This window comes from Streptomyces albus subsp. chlorinus, assembly GCF_013302895.1.
GTDB classification, from domain to species: domain Bacteria; phylum Actinomycetota; class Actinomycetes; order Streptomycetales; family Streptomycetaceae; genus Streptomyces; species Streptomyces chlorinus.
The window spans coordinates 2,307,058-2,323,671 of record NZ_VJOK01000001.1 but is presented as its reverse complement, the minus strand read 5'-3'; the positions used below and the strand labels follow the sequence as shown (position 1 = coordinate 2,323,671).

The window sequence follows — 16,614 nt, the reverse complement described above, 5'->3', positions numbered from 1 at the left end:
CGGAGGGGCGCAGCAGCAGGCAGACGAATCCGAAGCTGTCCCGGTAACCGTGCAGCCACTCGTTCCGGTGCGCGGCCGCGGCCCGGAGCGCCTCCGCGCTGTCGGGGTGGTCCCGGTTGTCGAGTGCCCACCGGGCGAGCGAGCCGGTCCAGCTCCACTCGTAGTCGTCCAGCTCGTGGCGGGTGGACTGGTGCGCGTACACGGGCGTCCAGCCGTCGGCGGTCACGCGGTCGACCGTTCCCGCCAGACTGTCGTACTCGCCCAGCACCTCCCGTGCCCACGAGGACGGTTCCTGTCGCCAGTACGCCTCTCCGACCAGGACGGCGCCGCCGGGGGCCAGCCGGCGGCGGGCGGCGTCCAGGGTGGGCCGCAGCCCGCCGAACGCGTGGGTGGCGCCCACACTCAGCACCAGGTCGAAGGGGCGCGCGGAGGTGAACGTCGCGACGTCGCCGCAGTGCAGCGTCAGCCGCTTGTCGGTCCCCGACTCCTCGGCGTTCCGTCGCGCGCGCTCCAGCGCCTCCTCGGAGGTGTCCACCCCCACCGCCGTCACGCCGGGATGGTGGCGCAGGGCGCGCAGCAGCCAGGCCCCCTGTCCGCAGCCGAGGTCGAGTACGCGCTCGTCACCGCGCGGCAGCGCACGGGCGAGCAGCCGGTCCACGGAGGAGTCGCTGAGCGGTGACGCGACCGGGTGGTCGGCGTGGGCGAGGAGTGAACGCGTCTGTCGGTCCATCCCCGAACCCTGGCAGACCGACCGCGCCGCTCACCTCCGGTTTGCGGAAACCTGCGACGTGGCGGCCCGCAGGACCGCGCTCAGCAGGCCCGGGAAGCGGGCCTCGAGGTCGGCGCGGCGCAGGCAGTTGATCTTCGCGGTGCCCCGGTAGCACTGGTTGATGACGCCGGCCTCGCGCAGCACCCGGAAGTGGTGGGTGGCGGTCGAGGTGGAGACGGGCAGCTCGATCTGGGAGCAGGTGGCGCCGCTGTCGTCCCCCTCGCCGTAGGCGCTCAGGGTGGTGACGATACGCAGCCGCACCGGATCGGCGAAGGCGTGCAGCACGTTCTCCAGGCGGATCTCCTCCCGCGCGGGGTGGGGGAGTCGGCGTACGGCGGTGGTGGTCGGCACGCGGCCATGGTACGGGAGGCGCCATAATTTGACAGGTCTCGTACTACGGTCGTTACCGTGATTCACGCCGAGACCCCCTGACCGATTGGAGAGCGCCGTGAGCGCACTGTTCGAGCCCCTCACCCTGCGGTCGGTGACCGTGCCCAACCGCGTCTGGATGGCGCCGATGTGCCAGTACTCCGCCGCACCCGAGGGACCCGAGCAGGGCGTACCGACCGACTGGCACCTGACCCACCTCGGCTCGCGCGCCGTCGGCGGCCTGGGCCTCGCCCTCACCGAGGCGACGGCGGTGACCCCGGAGGGCCGGATCAGCCCCTACGACCTGGGCCTGTGGAACGACCGCCAGCAGGAGGCCTTCGCCCGCGTCACCCGCTTCCTGTCCGAGCAGGGCACCGTCCCCGGCATCCAGCTCGCGCACGCCGGCCGCAAGGCGTCCACCGAGCGCACCTGGGTGGAGCGCGGAGGGCCCCTCGCCCCCGGCCGCGACCACGGCTGGCAGCCGGTCGCCCCCAGCCCGGTGCCGTTCGACCAGCGGCACACCACGCCCACCGAGCTGTCCCACGACGACATCGCCGCACTGGTGCGGCAGTTCGCCGACAGCGCCCGCCGCGCACACGCGGCCGGGTTCAAGGTCGTGGAGATCCACGGCGCCCACGGCTACCTGATCAACGAGTTCCTCTCGCCGTTCTCCAACCGCCGCACCGACGCGTACGGCGGCTCCTTCGAGGGCCGTACGCGCTTCGCGCTGGAGGTCGTCGACGCCGTACGCGCGGTGTGGCCCGAGGAACTCCCGCTGTTCTTCCGCATCTCCGCCACCGACTGGCTGACGGAGAACCCCGAGGACGGCCGCGAGGGCTGGACCGGCGACGACACCGTCCGCTTCGCCAAGGAACTGCTGGCGCGCGGCGTCGATCTGCTCGACACCTCCACCGGCGGCAACGCGCCCGACGCCCGCATCGAGGCCGCCCCCGGCTACCAGGTGCCGTTCGCCGAGCGGGTCAAGAAGGAGACCGACATGCGCGTCGGCGCCGTGGGCCTGATCACCGAGCCTCGGCAGGCCGACGAGATCGTCGCCTCCGGACAGGCCGACGCGGTCCTGCTGGGCCGTGAACTGCTGCGCCGCCCGTACTGGGCGAACGAGGCGGCGGCGGAACTGGGCGCCGAACCCCGCCGCCCGATCCAGTACCACCGCTCCTGACGGCACCGCTCCCGACGGCACCGCTTTGACGGCACGGTGCCTTGCGGAAGGGCGCTTGGTGGCGGGGCGCCCGCCGTCAGGCGTCTGACGGCACGGCTCAGTTCAGCTGGTGCACGAACGCGACCGTGAACAGCGCGCCCGCCACGCAGCCCAGCAGCATCACCGGCAGCACCCATCCGGGCCGGCGCTCCCCGCGCAGCGGCGCGGTCGCCCGACGCTGGAGCCCGGCCAGACCGGCCAGCAGCGCCAGCGCGGCGGCGGCGAACGGCACGCTCACCGCGAAGTGCGCGAGCCAGGCACCCGCCCTGGTGGGGCCGCCCCACGAGGTGTCATAGGGGCCGTCGTCCACGAACCCGTACAGCACGCCGCGGGCGACGAACAGCACGAGCAGCCCGGCCGGCAGCACGGCCAGCACCCCCAGGAGCGCCGTCATCGCGGAGTGCGCCACCACGCGCACAGGTCCCGCGGACGGGCTCTGCGGGCCGGCTTCCGCGCGCAGCGCCCGGCGGGCCGCCCCGGTCCGTCCGACGAGCGCGGCGGCACCCGCGTACACCCCCAGGGGCAGCAGGACGAGCCCCGTGCCGACGCGCCGCCCCTGCCGCCGCCAGAAGGCCGGCGCGAACGCGGACCGTCGGCCCGCCGGTGAGGGCGAGGGCGAGGGGGAGGGGGAGGGGGACGTCGTGGGGGCGGAGGTGCGGGTACCGTGCGGAAGGCTCATGCCCGGAACGCTAGGGAGCGACGGCCCGCCGCACGTCACACCACGGAGCCAACTCGCCCCCCTACCGGGGTAGGGGGGCGAGTTGGTGTTGTTCCTCTGCGGGCACGTGCGGCACGTGCGGGACGTGGGGGATGTGTGCGAGAGGAACCGACCGGTCGGTCTGCTGGGGGAGTGGTTACGGGGGGTGCGGTTACAGGGCCTGCGTCCGGTTCAGGTGGGTGAGGAACGCCCGCCACGCCCCCGGCGCGAAGTGCGCCACCCCGCGCCCGGGCTCCTTGCTGTCACGGACGGCCCGCCCTCCGTCCGAGGTGTGGGCCACCTCCACACATTCATTGGCCGTACCCCCGCCGGAGTACGACGACTTGGAGAAGGGGCTGACGATGCTCTTGCTGTTCACGTGGGTTCGCCTTCCTGGGGGATGGTGGTGATGAGCTTCTGGATGAAGTCGCGGGATTGTTCAGGTGTCAGTGCGGCGGACCGCAGGGTGTCGAAGGTGTGTCCGTAGAGAGCTGTGAGGTGGTCGTCCTCCAGGACGACGCTCTCCTGGTGCGTGTCCTGGACGACCGCGGAGGGTGCCCACTCCCCGTCGTAGGACAGCATGACAAACGGTGGCGCGTTCGTTGCCGCCGCCCATTCGTTCAGGGGCAGCACCTGCAAGGTGATCAACGGCTGCTGCTGGAGCCACAGCAGGTCGAGTAGTTGGGCCCGGTGGGTCTTGGGGCTGGACATGGACGAAGTGAGGGCGGGTTCCCAGATCACGGCGGCCAGCCGGGCGCCGGAAGCCAGGAACTGTTTGCGCCGTTCCTGGCGCACCGACACCACGAGGTCCACTTCCGCCTCGTCCTCGATCGCGGGATTCGCGGTGGTCAGCGCTCTGGTGTACTCCGCCGTCTGCAACAGCCCTGGTACCAGCGCCGTCTGCCAGGTGCGGATGAACGTGACGTCGGATTCCAGCGCGAGGTAGTCACCCAGCTTGTCCGGGACAGGCACGGGCTGGTTGACCCACCAGCCGCGCTTGGTCGCGCTGCGGGCCAGTCGTTCGAGCTGGGACCGGGTCGTCCTGTCTTTCACCTCGTAGAGGTCCAGCAGGTAGCGGACTTCCGCGACGCGGGCGCAGTTCGCCCCGGACTCGATGCGGCTTATCTTCGCCGTCGAGCAGCCCAGCGCCTCGGCCGCGTGCTCCTGGTCGAGTTTCGCGGCCAGCCTGTACTGCCGCAGGGCGGAGCCGAGCCGCCTGCCGCGCATGGTGGGCTTCCGGTCCGAGGGCATGTGTCCTCCCCATCTGTGCTTTCCCAAGTCTGCACGGCAACCGGCCGACTGGGACAGGAGTTTGAGACTCAGTGTGACTGGCAAGCTTGCCAATTCGCTCACTTGCCAAGAACCGACATTGCGCCGTAGCGTGAGATCCGTCACGCAGCGCGTGCGGTACGGCACGCAAAGTGAGTCCCATTCCATCGAGCCGCCCCCGGAGGCCCAATGACCGGGCGAACAGCAGTCGTGAGGTTCCGTATCCGTGCGGCGTCCGTGCCGAGAGCGCGGAGGCATGTGGAGCAGGTGCTCAGAGAGTGGAAGCTCGGGCACCTCGCGGAGGAGGCGGCGCTCGTCACCAGTGAGTTGGCGACCAATGTGGTCGCCCACGCCGCGCGGGGGATCGGGGACTACTTCGAGCTGGCACTGCGCCGCCGCGCGGGCGTCCTCGTGCTGGAGGTGTCCGACTCCTTCGAGTGGCGGATGCCGGAACTCCGGAAGCCCGGGCCCGAGGAGACGTCCGGCCGGGGATTACTGCTCGTCGACGCGCTCGCGCAGGCGTGGGGGGTGCGGCCCCGCTCGGGGCCGGGCAAGACGGTGTGGGTCCATCTCGCGGTGAGCGGGGCCGCCGGCAACCAGGAGGAAGGGTCCGCGTCCTCAGTCCGCGGGGCGCGGCATCCGCAGGCCGATGACGGCGAGCAGCAGCAGGCCGCACGCCTGGACGGCCAGGACGGCGGCGAAGGCTTCCCGCATGCCCAGGTGCGGGGTCAGGGCGAGGAAGAGGGAGCCGAGGGTGGCCACGCCCAGGGCGAGACCGGACTGCTGGGCGGTGGCGGCCAGGCCGCTGCCGGCACTGGCCCGGGCGGCGGGGACGCCGGAGAGCAGGACGCGGTAGTAGGTGGGCAGTTGGAGCCCCTGTCCCAGTCCGCACAGCAGCAGGCCCGGGGCGAGGGCGAGCGGTGACAGGCCGGGCCACGCCGCGAGCAGGGCCAGCAGCAGGGTTCCCAGTCCGGCTGTCTGCACCACGGCGCTGAGCGCCAGTACGCGTCCGGTGCCGAGGCGTTCGGTCACCCGGGGCGCGGACATGGAGGCGGCGAACTGTGCCAGGCCCATGGGGACCAGCGTGAGGCCCGCCGTCAACGCGCCGAAACGCAATCCGTGTTGCCACACCAGCGCGCTCTCGAACATGAAGCTGCTGAAGCCCAGGAAGATCGGCGCCCCGGCCAGCAGTCCGCGCCGTACGCCCGGCTCCCGCAGCAGTGAGGGCGGCAGCAGCGGACTGCGGCCGGCCCGTTCCTCGCGGCGTTCGACGGTGAGGAAGGCCCAGGCCAGTACGCACGCGGCGGCCAGCAGGAGCAGCGACCACCAGGGCCAGCCCGCCGCGCGGCCCTCCGTCAGCGGGAGCAGCAGGGCGGTGAGCCCGCAGGCCAGCAGCACCGCTCCGGCCACGTCTCCGCGTGCGGGGGAGGCCGAACGGCTGTCGGGGACGGTGCGCAGTCCGAGTGCCAGGGCGACCACGACGACGGGCACGTTGATCAGGAAGATCATCCGCCATCCGGTGCCCGCCAGGTCGGCGGCGACCAGTACCCCGCCGAGTACCTGGCCGGTGACCATGGAGATGCCGCCGACCGAGCCGAACAGGCCGATGGCGCGGGCCCGGGAGCGCCCCTGGGTGGTGGCGTGGATCGTGGCGAGGACCTGCGGGAACAGCAGTGCGGAGGCGGCGCCCTGGGCGAGCCGGGCGCCGACCAGCCACCACACGCCGGGTGCGGAGCCGCAGGCGAGCGAGGTGAGGCCGAAGGCGGCGACGCCCCACAGGAAGAGCTTGCGCCGTCCGTAGGTGTCGCCGAGCCGTCCGCCGGGGACGAGCAGGGCGGCGTAGGCGACGGCGTAGCTGGCGACGACCATCTCCAGGGCGGCGGGGGAGGCGTCGAGGTCGCTCTCGATGCCCGGGAACGCGACGTTGACGACGAAGAAATCGATCATGGGCAGGGCGGCGCCCAGCAGCAGCGTGAACAGGCCGAGCGGGCGCAGCTCCGTACCGGCCGCGGGAGAGGGCGGCCGCGTGGACCCGGTACCGGGGGAGGAGGCCGCACCCGGCCGGGTGGTGGCGACATCGTGACTCATGGCTACGAGCCTCAGCGACCTGCCAGCCTGGTACCAGACGCTCCTCATCCTGGTATGACGACTACCTGGCACCAGAATGAGCGGTGCTCCATCCTGGTGGCATGACCGTCACCGACCCCTCACCGTCACCGGAGGCCGCCGCTCCGCCGCGGCACAAGCGGGCACCTGAGCCGACGCCCGAGCCCGCGCCCGGCGCCGCCTGGGCCGCCGACAGCGAGCGCCGCGAGGAACTGGCCGCGTTCCTGCGCAGCAGGCGGGAGCGGATCACCCCCGAGCAGGTCGGGCTCCCGCGCGGCCCGCGCCGCCGGACGCCGGGGCTGCGCCGCGAGGAGGTGGCGCACCTGTCGGCGGTCGGCGTCACCTGGTACACGTGGCTGGAGCAGGCCCGCGACATCCAGGTGTCGGCCCAGGTGCTGGACTCCCTCTCCCGGGCGCTGATGCTGGACGCCAGCGAGCGGGCGCACCTGTTCGCGCTCGCGGGCGTCGCCGACCCGACGCCCGCGGCCGAGACGACGGCGCTGCCGCCCGGCGTCCGCCAGATGCTCACCCAGCTGGAGCCGTTCCCGGCCTGTGTGCAGAACGCGCGGTACGACATCCTCGCCCACAACCGCACCTATGGCCGCCTGCTCGGCGATCTGGACGCGGTGCCCGCCGAGGACCGCAACTGCATGTGGCTGGCCTTCACCGACACCGGGTGGAGGACGGCCATGCCCGACCACCAGGAGACCATCCGGCTGATGGTCGCCCGCTTCCGCTCCCGGATGGCCGAGCACTTGGCGGAGCCCGCGTGGAAGGCCCTGCTCGCACGCCTGGAGCAGACCTCGCCGGAGTTCCGCGAGCTGTGGCAGCGGCACGAGGTGGCCCGCGCGGTGGACAAGGGCAAGCGGTTCCTCAACCCCCTGGTGGGGATGCTGTCCTTCACCTACCACGGGCTGTGGCTGAGCCCGGCCGAGGGCGCCCGCATGGGGGTGTACGTACCGCGGGACGAGCAGACGCGGGAGCGGGTGGAGCGGCTGCACCGGCTGGTCACCGAGGGCGCGTAGCCCGCGGGGAGGGGGCACGGGCCGGATGGGTGACAATGGGATGTTGTCCCCGCCCGCCGAGAGCACAGAAGGACGCCGCCGTATGACCCAGCCGCTGCACATCGGACCGCACGTCGTCGACCCGCCCGTCGTGCTGGCACCGATGGCTGGGATCACCAACGCTCCGTTCCGGACCCTGTGCAGGGAGTTCTCCGGGGGCCGCGGACTGTTCGTCAGCGAGATGATCACCACCCGGGCGCTGGTAGAGCGCAACGAGAAGACGATGCAGCTCGTCCACTTCGACGCGAGCGAGAAGCCGCGCTCCATCCAGCTGTACGGCGTGGACCCGGTGACCGTCGGCAAGGCCGCGCGGATGATCGCGGACGAGGACCTGGCCGACCACATCGACCTCAACTTCGGCTGCCCCGTCCCCAAGGTGACCCGCAAGGGCGGCGGCTCCGCACTGCCCTACAAGCGGCCGCTGCTGCGCGCCATCCTGCACGAGGCCGTCAGCAACGCGGGCGGCCTCCCGGTGACGATGAAGATGCGCAAGGGCATCGACGACGACCACCTGACGTATCTGGACGCCGGGCGCATCGCCGTCGAGGAGGGCGTCACCGCCATCGCCCTGCACGGCCGCACCGCCGCGCAGCACTACGGCGGCACCGCCGACTGGGAGGCCATCGCACGCCTCAAGGAGGCCGTCCCCGAGATCCCGGTGCTGGGCAACGGCGACATCTGGTCGGCCGACGACGCGGTGCGCATGATGCGCGAGACCGGCTGCGACGGCGTCGTGGTGGGCCGCGGCTGCCTGGGGCGGCCCTGGCTGTTCGCCGATCTGGTGGCCGCGCTCTCGGGCGAGGGCTCCGGCGCCTACGCCCGGCCCACCCTGCGCGAGGTCGCCGACGTGATGGTGCGGCACGCGCGGCTGCTGGGGGAGTGGCTCGGTGACGAGGCGCGCGGCGTCATCGACTTCCGCAAGCACGTCGCCTGGTACACCAAGGGCTTCTCGGTGGGCTCCGAGATGCGCAAGAGGCTGGCCGTCGCCGGCTCCCTGGCCGAACTGCGCGCACTGCTGGACGAGCTGGACCTGTCCCAGGAGTGGCCCCCCGGCGCCGACGGCCCCCGCGGCCGTACCCACTCCCGCAACAAGGTCGTCCTGCCCGACGGCTGGCTGGAGGACCCGTACGAGTGCTCCGCGGGCATCAGCGCCGACGCCGAACTGGACACCTCGGGAGGTTAGTCCGAACCGGGGCGGCCCTGCCGAGGGGCGGCCCCTCTGTGTGCGTCGCGGTCCCCGGAGGAGCCGCGGCCAGGTGTGCCACTGCCCGTGCCCCTCCGGGGCGCATGGTGCGCGGCCTGCTCCAGCCGGGTCGCGTATCCGTCGAGCAGCTGCCCGGCGAAGGTGTCGGCCTCCCAGTCGTCGGGGCGGACCTGCGCGGGGCTCGTCCAGGTGTAGGACCAGGCCGGCACGGGGGTCCCCGGCCCTGCGGCGGGCCCGGCCGCCGTCCGGGCGGTGAGGCGGCGCAGTGCGTACTCGTCGTCCTCGAACGCGTCCAGTACCCGCCAGGCGCGGGCGTCCAGTCCGGTCAGCAGCAGCCCGTGTGCCGTCCGGCCGGGGGCCGGGACGAGGCCGGGGTAGGGCCTGCCGCGCAGGGCCGCGGTGCGCCAGCCGGTGACGGTCGCGGGCGCGGCGGACGGGACGTGGCCGAGAAGCGCCGTCAGTATGCGGCGGAAGCGGAGGGTCCCGTAGACGAAGAGCGTGTCGGAGGCGGGGTCCACGGGCGCGAGGCGTGCGGCGGGGGTACCGCCGTTCGTCGGGTCGCTCACGCGCGCAATCTACTGCGGCCCGAACGCTGTCCGCATGGTGAGACGGTCACGCGAATGGAGGCGTGATTCGCGCCACCTTGATAAGGGTGACGCTCATATGAGCGCTCAAATGAGGGGTGTATCTCTCCAAGGAGCAGGTGCCGGTTTTACCGGCCCTTGGTTCCGTTGTCGTAGGCGCGGTTCGCTCAGCGTGCGCAAGTGGGTGACCGGCGTGTCTCAGCGTCATCATGCGTTCGGCTTCTGAATGGCACGGCCAATCAGCCGTAACCACGGTGCACTTTCGATCTCTCGGCAGACGGGTGGTTACGGCCGTGTGACATGCCGCTGGACGTACTCGTACGCCTTTGATCTGGGTACGCTCCCCGCCGTCAGGGCAACCGACCACGAGGAGCCGAGTGCGGTGCCGGTTCACGCGAAGAACACAGAGTCCGCGGTAGACGCGCAGCAGCAGAAGTTCGTCTACGACTTCAGCGAGGGCAACAAGGACCTCAAGGACCTCCTCGGCGGGAAGGGCGCCAACCTCGCCGAGATGACCAACCTCGGCCTGCCCGTCCCTCCGGGCTTCACCATCACCACCGAAGCCTGCAAGGCGTACCTCGCCTCCGGCCAGGTGCCCCCGAGGCTCCAGGACGAGGTGAGCCGGCATCTGGCCGCGCTGGAGGAGCGGATGGGCAAGAAGCTCGGCCAGGCCGACGACCCGCTGCTGGTCTCGGTGCGCTCCGGCGCCAAGTTCTCCATGCCCGGCATGATGGACACCGTCCTCAACATCGGCCTCTCCGACGAGTCCGTGCACGGACTGGCCGCCCAGTCCGGTGACGAGCGCTTCGCCTGGGACTCCTACCGGCGCCTCATCCAGATGTTCGGCGACACCGTGCTCGGCATCGACGGCGAGCGCTTCTCCGAGACCCTGGAGGAGGCCAAGAGCGCGCGCGGGGCCGCCACGGATGTGGACCTGACGGCGGACGCCCTCAAGGACCTGGTCCAGAAGTTCAAGAACATCGTCTCCGAGGAGACCGGCCGCGACTTCCCGCAGGACCCGCGCGAGCAGATGGACCTGGCCATCCGCGCGGTCTTCGACTCGTGGAACGGCAGCCGCGCCCGCCTCTACCGCCGCCAGGAGCGCATCCCGCACGACCTGGGCACCGCCGTCAACATCTGCTCGATGGTCTTCGGCAACCTCGGCCCCGACTCCGGCACCGGCGTCGCCTTCACCCGCGACCCCGCCAGCGGCCAGCAGGGCGTCTACGGCGACTACCTGCAGAACGCCCAGGGCGAGGACGTCGTCGCCGGCATCCGCAACACCGTGCCGCTCGCCGACCTCGAACAGCTCGACAAGGCGTCCTACGACCAGCTCATGCGGATCATGGAGACCCTGGAGAACCACTACCGGGATCTGTGCGACATCGAGTTCACCATCGAGCGCGGCAAGCTGTGGATGCTCCAGACCCGGGTGGGCAAGCGCACCGCCGCCGCCGCGTTCCGCATCGCCACCCAGCTGGTGGACCAGGGGCTGATCGACGAGGCCGAGGCGCTGCGCCGGGTCAACGGGAACCAGCTCGCCCAGCTGATGTTCCCCCGCTTCGACTCCAATGGCGGGCTCGAGGGCGCCGACCAGATCGGCTGGGGCATCGCCGCCTCCCCGGGCGCGGCCGTCGGCAAGGCCGTCTTCGACTCCTACACCGCCATCAAGTGGTCCCGCTCCGGCGAGAAGGTCATCCTCGTCCGCCGCGAGACCAACCCCGACGACCTCGACGGCATGATCGCCGCCGAGGGCATCCTCACCTCGCGCGGCGGCAAGACCTCGCACGCCGCCGTCGTCGCCCGCGGCATGGGCAAGACCTGTGTGTGCGGCGCGGAGGAGCTGGAGGTCGACACCAAGCGGCGCTGCCTCAAGACCGCCGACGGGCGGGTTGTGGAGGAGGGCGACGTCCTCTCCATCGACGGCTCCACCGGCAAGGTCTACGCCGGTGAGGTCCCGGTGGTGCCCTCGCCGGTCGTAGAGTACTTCGAGGGGCGGATGCACGCCGGCGCCGACGACGCGGACGAGCTGGTGCGGGCCGTGCACCGGATCATGGCGTACGCGGACCGGGTGCGCAGGCTGCGCGTGCGGGCCAACGCCGACAACGCCGAGGACGCGGCGCGCGCCCGCCGCTTCGGCGCCCAGGGCATCGGCCTGTGCCGCACCGAGCACATGTTCCTCGGTGAGCGGCGCGAGCTGGTCGAGCGGCTCATCCTGGCCGACACCGACACCGAGCGCGACCAGGCACTCGGCGCCCTGCTGCCGCTCCAGAAGGGCGATTTCGTCGAGCTGTTCGAGTCCATGGACGGGCTGCCGGTGACGGTGCGGCTGCTCGACCCGCCGCTGCACGAGTTCCTGCCCGACATCACCGAGCTGTCCGTCCGCGTCGCGCTCGCCGAGTCCCGCAAGGACGCCAACGAGAACGACCTGCGCCTCCTGCAGGCCGTGCACCGGCTGCACGAGCAGAACCCGATGCTGGGCCTGCGCGGCGTCCGCCTCGGCCTGGTCATCCCCGGCCTGTTCACCATGCAGATCCGCGCCATCGCTCAGGCCGCGGCCGAGCGCAGGGCGAGCGGCGGAGACCCGCGCGCCGAGATCATGATCCCGCTGGTGGGCACCGTCCAGGAGCTGGAGATCGTCCGCGAGGAGGCCGAGCAGGTCATCGCGGAGATCGAGCGCGAGCGCGACGTCGAACTGGGGCTCAGCCTCGGCACGATGATCGAGCTGCCGCGGGCCGCGCTCACCGCCGGTCAGATCGCGGAGTGCGCCGACTTCTTCTCCTTCGGCACCAACGACCTCACCCAGACCGTGTGGGCCTTCAGCCGCGACGACGTGGAGGCCAGCTTCTTCACGGCCTACCTGGAGAAGGGCATCTTCGGCGTCTCCCCGTTCGAGACCATCGACAAGGACGGCGTCGGCTCCCTGGTGCGCAGCGCCGCCGAGGCCGGCCGGGCCACCCGGCCCGACCTCAAGCTCGGCGTCTGCGGCGAGCACGGCGGCGACCCCGAGTCGGTGCACTTCTTCCACGAGGTCGGTCTCGACTACGTCTCCTGCTCCCCGTTCCGCATCCCCGTGGCCCGGCTGGAGGCCGGCCGTGCGGCGGCGGCCCAGCAGGAGGCCGCCGGATAGCGGCTCCCTCCCCACCCCCTCCGGGCCGCCTGTCCGCCACCCGAACCCTCACCGCGGACAGGGCCCGGTCCCCAAGGAGGCGGCACCCGTGCGGGGGTGCCGCCTCCTTCACGCCGGTCGCGGCTCCTCCGGACGACGGTCCGCGCGCGGAGGGGGGCACCCGCGGGCCGGGCCGGCTCCCGATCCGCGTCCGGCGCTTCCTCCCGTTGCGCTTCCCGTGCCGTCACCGTGCGCCGCGTCGCTTTCCGCATGAGGCATCGCGTGGCGCCGCGCGTGCCAGGGGCCGACGCCGACGTCAATGCGACGGCCCCGGTCAGGGCACCCGGTGGTAGCGGCGCTCGGGCCGCCCCGTCGTGCCGTACCGCAGCGTCACCCGCGCCGTGCCGGCGGCCACGAAGTGCTCCAGGTAGCGCCGTGCACTCACCCGGGACAGACCGCTGCGCCCGGCGCACTCGGAGGCGGAGACCCCCGTCAGGGCAGAGCTGTCGTCCAGCACCGCCCGCACCAGCGCCGCCGTCTGCTCGGTCAGCCCCTTGGGCAGCGGGGCGGGCCGGTCCGTGGCGAGGGCGCCCACCGGAGCCCGCGGCTCCTGCCGCCCCTGCCGCGTGGGCTGCGGCTGCCGCGCCTCGGGAGCGGCGGCGGGGCCGGGCACGCCCGTCCCGCCAGGGGAGAAGACCCGGTCCAGCTCCTCCTGGCCGGGCGCGGTCAGCGCCTCGAACTCCCGCCGCTGGTGCGCGTACCGCTCCAGCCGCTCCGCCAGCAGCCGCCCCTCGAACGGCTTGACGATGTACTGCACAGCCCCGCCGTGCCGCGCGGCCCGCACGCTCGCCGCGTCCCGCGCCGCCGTGACCACCAGCACGTCGGGACCGCCCCCCGGCGCACCGTCGCCGCGCAGCCCGCGCAGCACCTCCAGCCCGCTCACGTCGGGCAGGTACAGGTCCAGCAGCACCAGGTCGGGGGACAGCTCACGCACCAGGGCCAGCGCCTCGGTGCCGCTGTGCACGACGCCCGCCACCTCGAAGCCGGGCACCCGGGAGACCAGGGTGCTGTGCAGCCGGGCCACCATGAAGTCGTCGTCGACGACCAGCACCCGGATCACGCGGGCGTCCCGTAGCCGACCCCCGTCAGCCGCTCGGAGGCCGCCCACAGCCGTGCGGCGGCCTCGTCGCTGAGGGTCCAGGGCGCCCGCCACGACGGGGCGGGCCCGCCGCGCCAGGACAGGAACCGCGGCCCCGTGAAGGAGTCGGCGCCCACCCCGGGCTCCGTCGCCGCGTACAGCGTCGGCAGCGCACCCGCCTCGGCCGACTGCGCGACGGTCCGGTTGCCCAGCTCGATGACCCGCTCCAGGACCTTCCTGCCCTCCATGCGGGACCTGGCCGTGAGGAGATTGGTGGACGCGTAGCCGGGGTGCGCGGCGGCCGCGACCAGCGGGGTGCCGGCCGTCCGGCGCGCCAGCTCGTGGGTGAAGAGGAGATTGGCGGTCTTGGAGCGCGCGTAGGCGAGCCAGCGGCGGTAGGAGCGCGCGCTGTTGAGGTCGGTGAGGTCGATGTTGGCCAGCGCGTGGAGCTGGCTGGAGACGGTCACCACCCGCGGCTCCCGGGCGGCCAGCAGCCTGTCCAGGAGCAGCCCGGTGAGGGCGAAGTGCCCCAGGTGGTTGACGCCGAACTGGGTCTCGAAACCGTCCGCGGTCCTGCCGTACGGCAGCGCCATCACCCCCGCGTTGTTGACCAGCAGGTCCACCCGGTCGTCGGGCAGCTCCTTGGCGAAGGCGCGCACCGAGGACAGGTCGCCGAGGTCGAGCCGGCGCAGCTCGGTGCGCGGTTTGGCCTCGGGCAGCTCCCGCACCAGCTCGTCCCGGGCCCGCTGCCCGCGCTCCTCGCTGCGGCACGCCAGGACGACCCGCGCGCCGCGCCGCGCCAGCTCCCTGGCCGTCACGAAGCCGATGCCGCTGTTGGCGCCGGTCACGACCGCCGTACGGCCGCTCTGGTCGGGGATGTTCCGCGCTGTCCAGCCCATAGCTCGCCTGCTCCTCGCCTCGTCCGGCGCCTTCGGCGGCCCGTGGCGGCCCGGGCGGTCACGGCGCGCCCTTCCGGCGGCCCGCGACGGCCGGGACGGCCCGCGACGGGCCCCCGCACCGGAGGCTAGCGGCACCTGCGCGGACGGTCGAGGCCGACGCCCCCCCGGTGCTTCCCCGTGGCGGGAACCAGGTGCAGCGGCCCGCGGGGTCCCTGACGGGCGGCTGCCCGTCCACTGCGGTGGGTGATCGGTGAGGGGTGCCTCGGTGGTGGCGCAGGCGCGCGTGAGCGGGTTGCCCCTGACGCCCAGGGCGGGATACGGGGGTCCGGGGCCTGTCTCACGGGAGGACGGCGGTTCTCACAGGAGGATGACGGTGCGCTCGCCCGGCGCGTCCTCATGGGCCCATGCCTTCTCGACGTCGGCGAGCGGGAACGGCCGCGGGCGCACGGCCATGGCGCCTTGGGCGATCGCGGCGACGAGATCGGTGAACTCCCGCCGCATGACGTCCGTGGCGACGGAGCCGAACCCGCTGCCCAGCACGCGGAAGGCGTTGGAGCGCAGGGCGTGCCCGGACAGGGTGACGGCGTCACCGCCCATGCCGCCGATCTGCACCCAGTCCAGGAGGCGGGTGTGCCGGGTGCGGGCGCCGAGGACGGCGCGCATGGCGAGTTCGGTGGGCGGGCCCCATACGTAGTCCAGTACCACGTCGACCTCTGCGGCGGCCTCGGCGAGCGCGGTCGCGGTGGCGTCCTCGTCGGGGGTGAGCTGGACGACGGCGTCGGCGCCCCCGGCCTCGAGGACGTCCAGGCGGCTGCGGTTGCGTCCGGCGGCGACCACCCGGCCGGCGCCGAGGTGCCGGGCGACCTTGACGGCCATCGATCCGGCGTTGCCGGTCGCGCCGTGCACCAGGACCGACTGACCGGCCTGGAACGGTACGCGGGTGCGCAACGCGATCCATGAGGACAGGGCCGGGTTCATGGTGGCGGCCAGGATTGCGGCGTCCGCCCCGTCGGGCACCGGGATCGCGGCGGCCGGGTCGATGACGATGCGCTCGGCCAGGGTGCCGGCGCCCATCACCATGACGTAGGCGAGGCGGCCGTCCGGCCGGCGCACGACGGCGTCGGCGCCGGCCGGTGCGGGCAGGGTTTTGGGGCTGGTGTAGTGCTTGCCGGCGGCGATGCCGCGGGTGGCGGGGTGCACGCCGACCGCGAGGACGTCCACCACTTCCTGGCCGGGCCCGGCCTCGGGCGAGGGGAGGGAGCGGAAGCGCGGTGGCTGGTCGAAGGACTCCACGAGCGCGGCCTTGATCACGGACATGGGGTCTCCTTTCTCTGCGGCCCGGATGAGGTGCCGGCGTCTCTCCCCGGCTTGGGCAGGGCGCGGGCGCCGTGGAGGAGCCGGCCCGGCACGTGGTGACCGCGTCCGCCTCGGCCGCACTCCTAAGATACGACTCCGTATCCAATGATCCCGAGAGTACGGCGCGCAATTAAGAAACGCAAGCGTTTCCAACCGGGTAGAGTGGAAGCGCCGGACCGAGGCGAAGGGGGCACCTATGAGTGGGCAGGACGCAGGGGGAACCGCCACCCGCCGCAGGGGGGCCGCCCTGCGGAACGCCATCTTGCGAGCCGCCTGGGACGTACTGGTCGAGCAGGGCTACAACGGCTTCACCTACGAGGCCGTCGCAGCGCGGGCCGCAACCAGCAAACCCGTCCTCTACCGGCGCTGGCCCCGGCGTGAGGACCTGCTCCTCGCCACACTCGCCCACCACTGGCGCCCGCTCGACCTCCCCGACACCGGCAGCCTGCGCCAGGACGCGCTGACGCTCCTGCGCGCGGTCAACGCCGAGCGCGGTCGCACGGTGATACTCATGCGCATCCAGCTGGCCGACTACTTCCGCGAGACGGGCACCAGCTTCAACGAGCTCCGCGACCGCCTCCTCCCCGCCGGGCAGGTACCCGGTTTCGGACAGATCGTCGCCCGTGCGGTCGAGCGAGGCGAACTCCCCGATGCGCCACGCACCGCACGCCTGGTGAACCTGCCCCTCGACCTGGTGCGTCACGACATGCTGATGAACATGGGGCCGGTACCCGACGAATCGATCGTCGAGATCGTGGACGAGGTGTGGCTTCCCCTGCTCGGCCTGCCACCCCACCGCGCGTAACTCCCCATGCCGAGTACCGCACTTCC

General features: G+C 72.7%; 15 protein-coding genes and 1 pseudogene. 6 read left to right on the top strand and 10 right to left on the bottom strand.

Going from position 1 to position 16,614, the window contains the following annotated elements:
- Both FM076_RS10505 and FM076_RS33615 read right to left on the bottom strand, forming a co-directional pair.
- Positions 1 to 730, bottom strand: a 730-nt coding sequence (locus FM076_RS10505; protein WP_173869717.1) for an SAM-dependent methyltransferase, incomplete at its 3' end; no start/stop codon positions are given.
- A gap of 30 nt (positions 731 to 760) precedes the next feature.
- Positions 761 to 1,120 (bottom strand): helix-turn-helix domain-containing protein, encoded by a 360-nt coding sequence (locus FM076_RS33615; RefSeq protein WP_173869715.1) that lies wholly within the window; start codon positions 1,118 to 1,120, stop codon positions 761 to 763.
- 97 nt (positions 1,121 to 1,217) lie between these two features.
- On the opposite strand from FM076_RS33615, the gene FM076_RS10495 reads away from it, so the two are divergent.
- Complete coding sequence (locus FM076_RS10495; protein ID WP_173869714.1) at positions 1,218 to 2,318, top strand: NADH:flavin oxidoreductase/NADH oxidase; 1,101 nt, start codon at positions 1,218 to 1,220, stop codon at positions 2,316 to 2,318.
- Between the two features lie 97 nt (positions 2,319 to 2,415).
- Here the strand turns inward: FM076_RS10495 and FM076_RS10490 are convergent, their stop codons facing one another.
- The 3 genes from FM076_RS10490 to FM076_RS10480 all read right to left on the bottom strand — a co-directional run bounded on the left by FM076_RS10490 (position 2,416) and on the right by FM076_RS10480 (position 4,305).
- Positions 2,416 to 3,036, bottom strand: coding sequence for an NUDIX hydrolase (locus FM076_RS10490; protein WP_173869712.1), 621 nt, complete (start codon positions 3,034 to 3,036; stop codon positions 2,416 to 2,418).
- Between the two features lie 190 nt (positions 3,037 to 3,226).
- Positions 3,227 to 3,433: a DUF397 domain-containing protein gene (locus FM076_RS10485; RefSeq protein WP_173869710.1), complete on the bottom strand. Its 207-nt coding sequence runs from the start codon at positions 3,431 to 3,433 to the stop codon at positions 3,227 to 3,229.
- Positions 3,430 to 4,305 (bottom strand): helix-turn-helix domain-containing protein, encoded by an 876-nt coding sequence (locus FM076_RS10480; protein ID WP_173869708.1) that lies wholly within the window; start codon positions 4,303 to 4,305, stop codon positions 3,430 to 3,432. The genes FM076_RS10485 and FM076_RS10480 overlap by 4 nt, the downstream gene beginning before the upstream one ends.
- Positions 4,306 to 4,512: 207 nt before the next feature.
- On the opposite strand from FM076_RS10480, the pseudogene FM076_RS10475 reads away from it, so the two are divergent.
- Positions 4,513 to 4,878 (top strand): annotated as a pseudogene (locus tag FM076_RS10475) (ATP-binding protein); the annotation flags it as partial.
- Between the two features lie 63 nt (positions 4,879 to 4,941).
- On the opposite strand, the gene FM076_RS10470 reads toward FM076_RS10475, so the two are convergent.
- Positions 4,942 to 6,411 (bottom strand): MFS transporter, encoded by a 1,470-nt coding sequence (locus tag FM076_RS10470; protein WP_173869706.1) that lies wholly within the window; start codon positions 6,409 to 6,411, stop codon positions 4,942 to 4,944.
- A 101-nt stretch (positions 6,412 to 6,512) separates the two neighbouring features.
- Between FM076_RS10470 and FM076_RS10465 the strand changes: the two genes are divergently transcribed.
- A complete protein-coding gene (locus tag FM076_RS10465; RefSeq protein ID WP_173869704.1) occupies positions 6,513 to 7,454 on the top strand; it encodes a helix-turn-helix transcriptional regulator in 942 nt (313 codons plus the stop codon).
- A gap of 82 nt (positions 7,455 to 7,536) precedes the next feature.
- Positions 7,537 to 8,676 (top strand): tRNA dihydrouridine synthase DusB, encoded by a 1,140-nt coding sequence (dusB, locus tag FM076_RS10460; RefSeq protein ID WP_173869702.1) that lies wholly within the window; start codon positions 7,537 to 7,539, stop codon positions 8,674 to 8,676.
- Here dusB and FM076_RS10455 read toward each other — a convergent pair.
- Positions 8,673 to 9,263 (bottom strand): gamma-glutamylcyclotransferase, encoded by a 591-nt coding sequence (locus tag FM076_RS10455; RefSeq protein WP_173869700.1) that lies wholly within the window; start codon positions 9,261 to 9,263, stop codon positions 8,673 to 8,675. The genes dusB and FM076_RS10455 overlap by 4 nt on opposite strands.
- A gap of 400 nt (positions 9,264 to 9,663) precedes the next feature.
- Between FM076_RS10455 and ppdK the strand changes: the two genes are divergently transcribed.
- Positions 9,664 to 12,411, top strand: coding sequence for a pyruvate, phosphate dikinase (gene ppdK, locus FM076_RS10450; RefSeq protein WP_173869698.1), 2,748 nt, complete (start codon positions 9,664 to 9,666; stop codon positions 12,409 to 12,411).
- 313 nt (positions 12,412 to 12,724) lie between these two features.
- Here the strand turns inward: ppdK and FM076_RS10445 are convergent, their stop codons facing one another.
- From FM076_RS10445 to FM076_RS10435, 3 genes are all read right to left on the bottom strand, one after another.
- On the bottom strand, positions 12,725 to 13,510 hold the full coding sequence (locus FM076_RS10445; RefSeq protein ID WP_173869696.1) for a response regulator: 786 nt from the start codon (positions 13,508 to 13,510) through the stop codon (positions 12,725 to 12,727).
- A complete protein-coding gene (locus FM076_RS10440) occupies positions 13,507 to 14,427 on the bottom strand; it encodes an oxidoreductase (protein WP_173869694.1) in 921 nt (306 codons plus the stop codon). Before FM076_RS10440 ends, FM076_RS10445 begins: the two co-directional genes overlap by 4 nt.
- 357 nt (positions 14,428 to 14,784) lie before the next feature.
- Positions 14,785 to 15,744: a quinone oxidoreductase family protein gene (locus FM076_RS10435; RefSeq protein ID WP_173869692.1), complete on the bottom strand. Its 960-nt coding sequence runs from the start codon at positions 15,742 to 15,744 to the stop codon at positions 14,785 to 14,787.
- A 235-nt stretch (positions 15,745 to 15,979) separates the two neighbouring features.
- Here FM076_RS10435 and FM076_RS10430 point away from each other — a divergent pair, with 235 nt between their 5' ends.
- Positions 15,980 to 16,588: a TetR/AcrR family transcriptional regulator gene (locus FM076_RS10430; RefSeq protein WP_173869690.1), complete on the top strand. Its 609-nt coding sequence runs from the start codon at positions 15,980 to 15,982 to the stop codon at positions 16,586 to 16,588.
- Positions 16,589 to 16,614: the final 26 nt, after the last annotated feature.

What these genes read in the sequence shown, in the direction of transcription:
- FM076_RS10490 (WP_173869712.1), bottom strand. Translation starts at nt 3,036, where the DNA reads ATGAGCCTTCCGCACGGTACCCGCACCTCCGCCCCCACGACGTCCCCC.
- FM076_RS10480 (WP_173869708.1), bottom strand. Translation starts at nt 4,305, where the DNA reads ATGCCCTCGGACCGGAAGCCCACCATGCGCGGCAGGCGGCTCGGCTCC.
- FM076_RS10470 (WP_173869706.1), bottom strand. Translation starts at nt 6,411, where the DNA reads ATGAGTCACGATGTCGCCACCACCCGGCCGGGTGCGGCCTCCTCCCCC.
- FM076_RS10465 (WP_173869704.1), top strand. Translation starts at nt 6,513, where the DNA reads ATGACCGTCACCGACCCCTCACCGTCACCGGAGGCCGCCGCTCCGCCG.
- dusB (WP_173869702.1), top strand. Translation starts at nt 7,537, where the DNA reads ATGACCCAGCCGCTGCACATCGGACCGCACGTCGTCGACCCGCCCGTC.
- FM076_RS10440 (WP_173869694.1), bottom strand. Translation starts at nt 14,427, where the DNA reads ATGGGCTGGACAGCGCGGAACATCCCCGACCAGAGCGGCCGTACGGCG.
- FM076_RS10435 (WP_173869692.1), bottom strand. Translation starts at nt 15,744, where the DNA reads ATGTCCGTGATCAAGGCCGCGCTCGTGGAGTCCTTCGACCAGCCACCG.
- FM076_RS10430 (WP_173869690.1), top strand. Translation starts at nt 15,980, where the DNA reads ATGAGTGGGCAGGACGCAGGGGGAACCGCCACCCGCCGCAGGGGGGCC.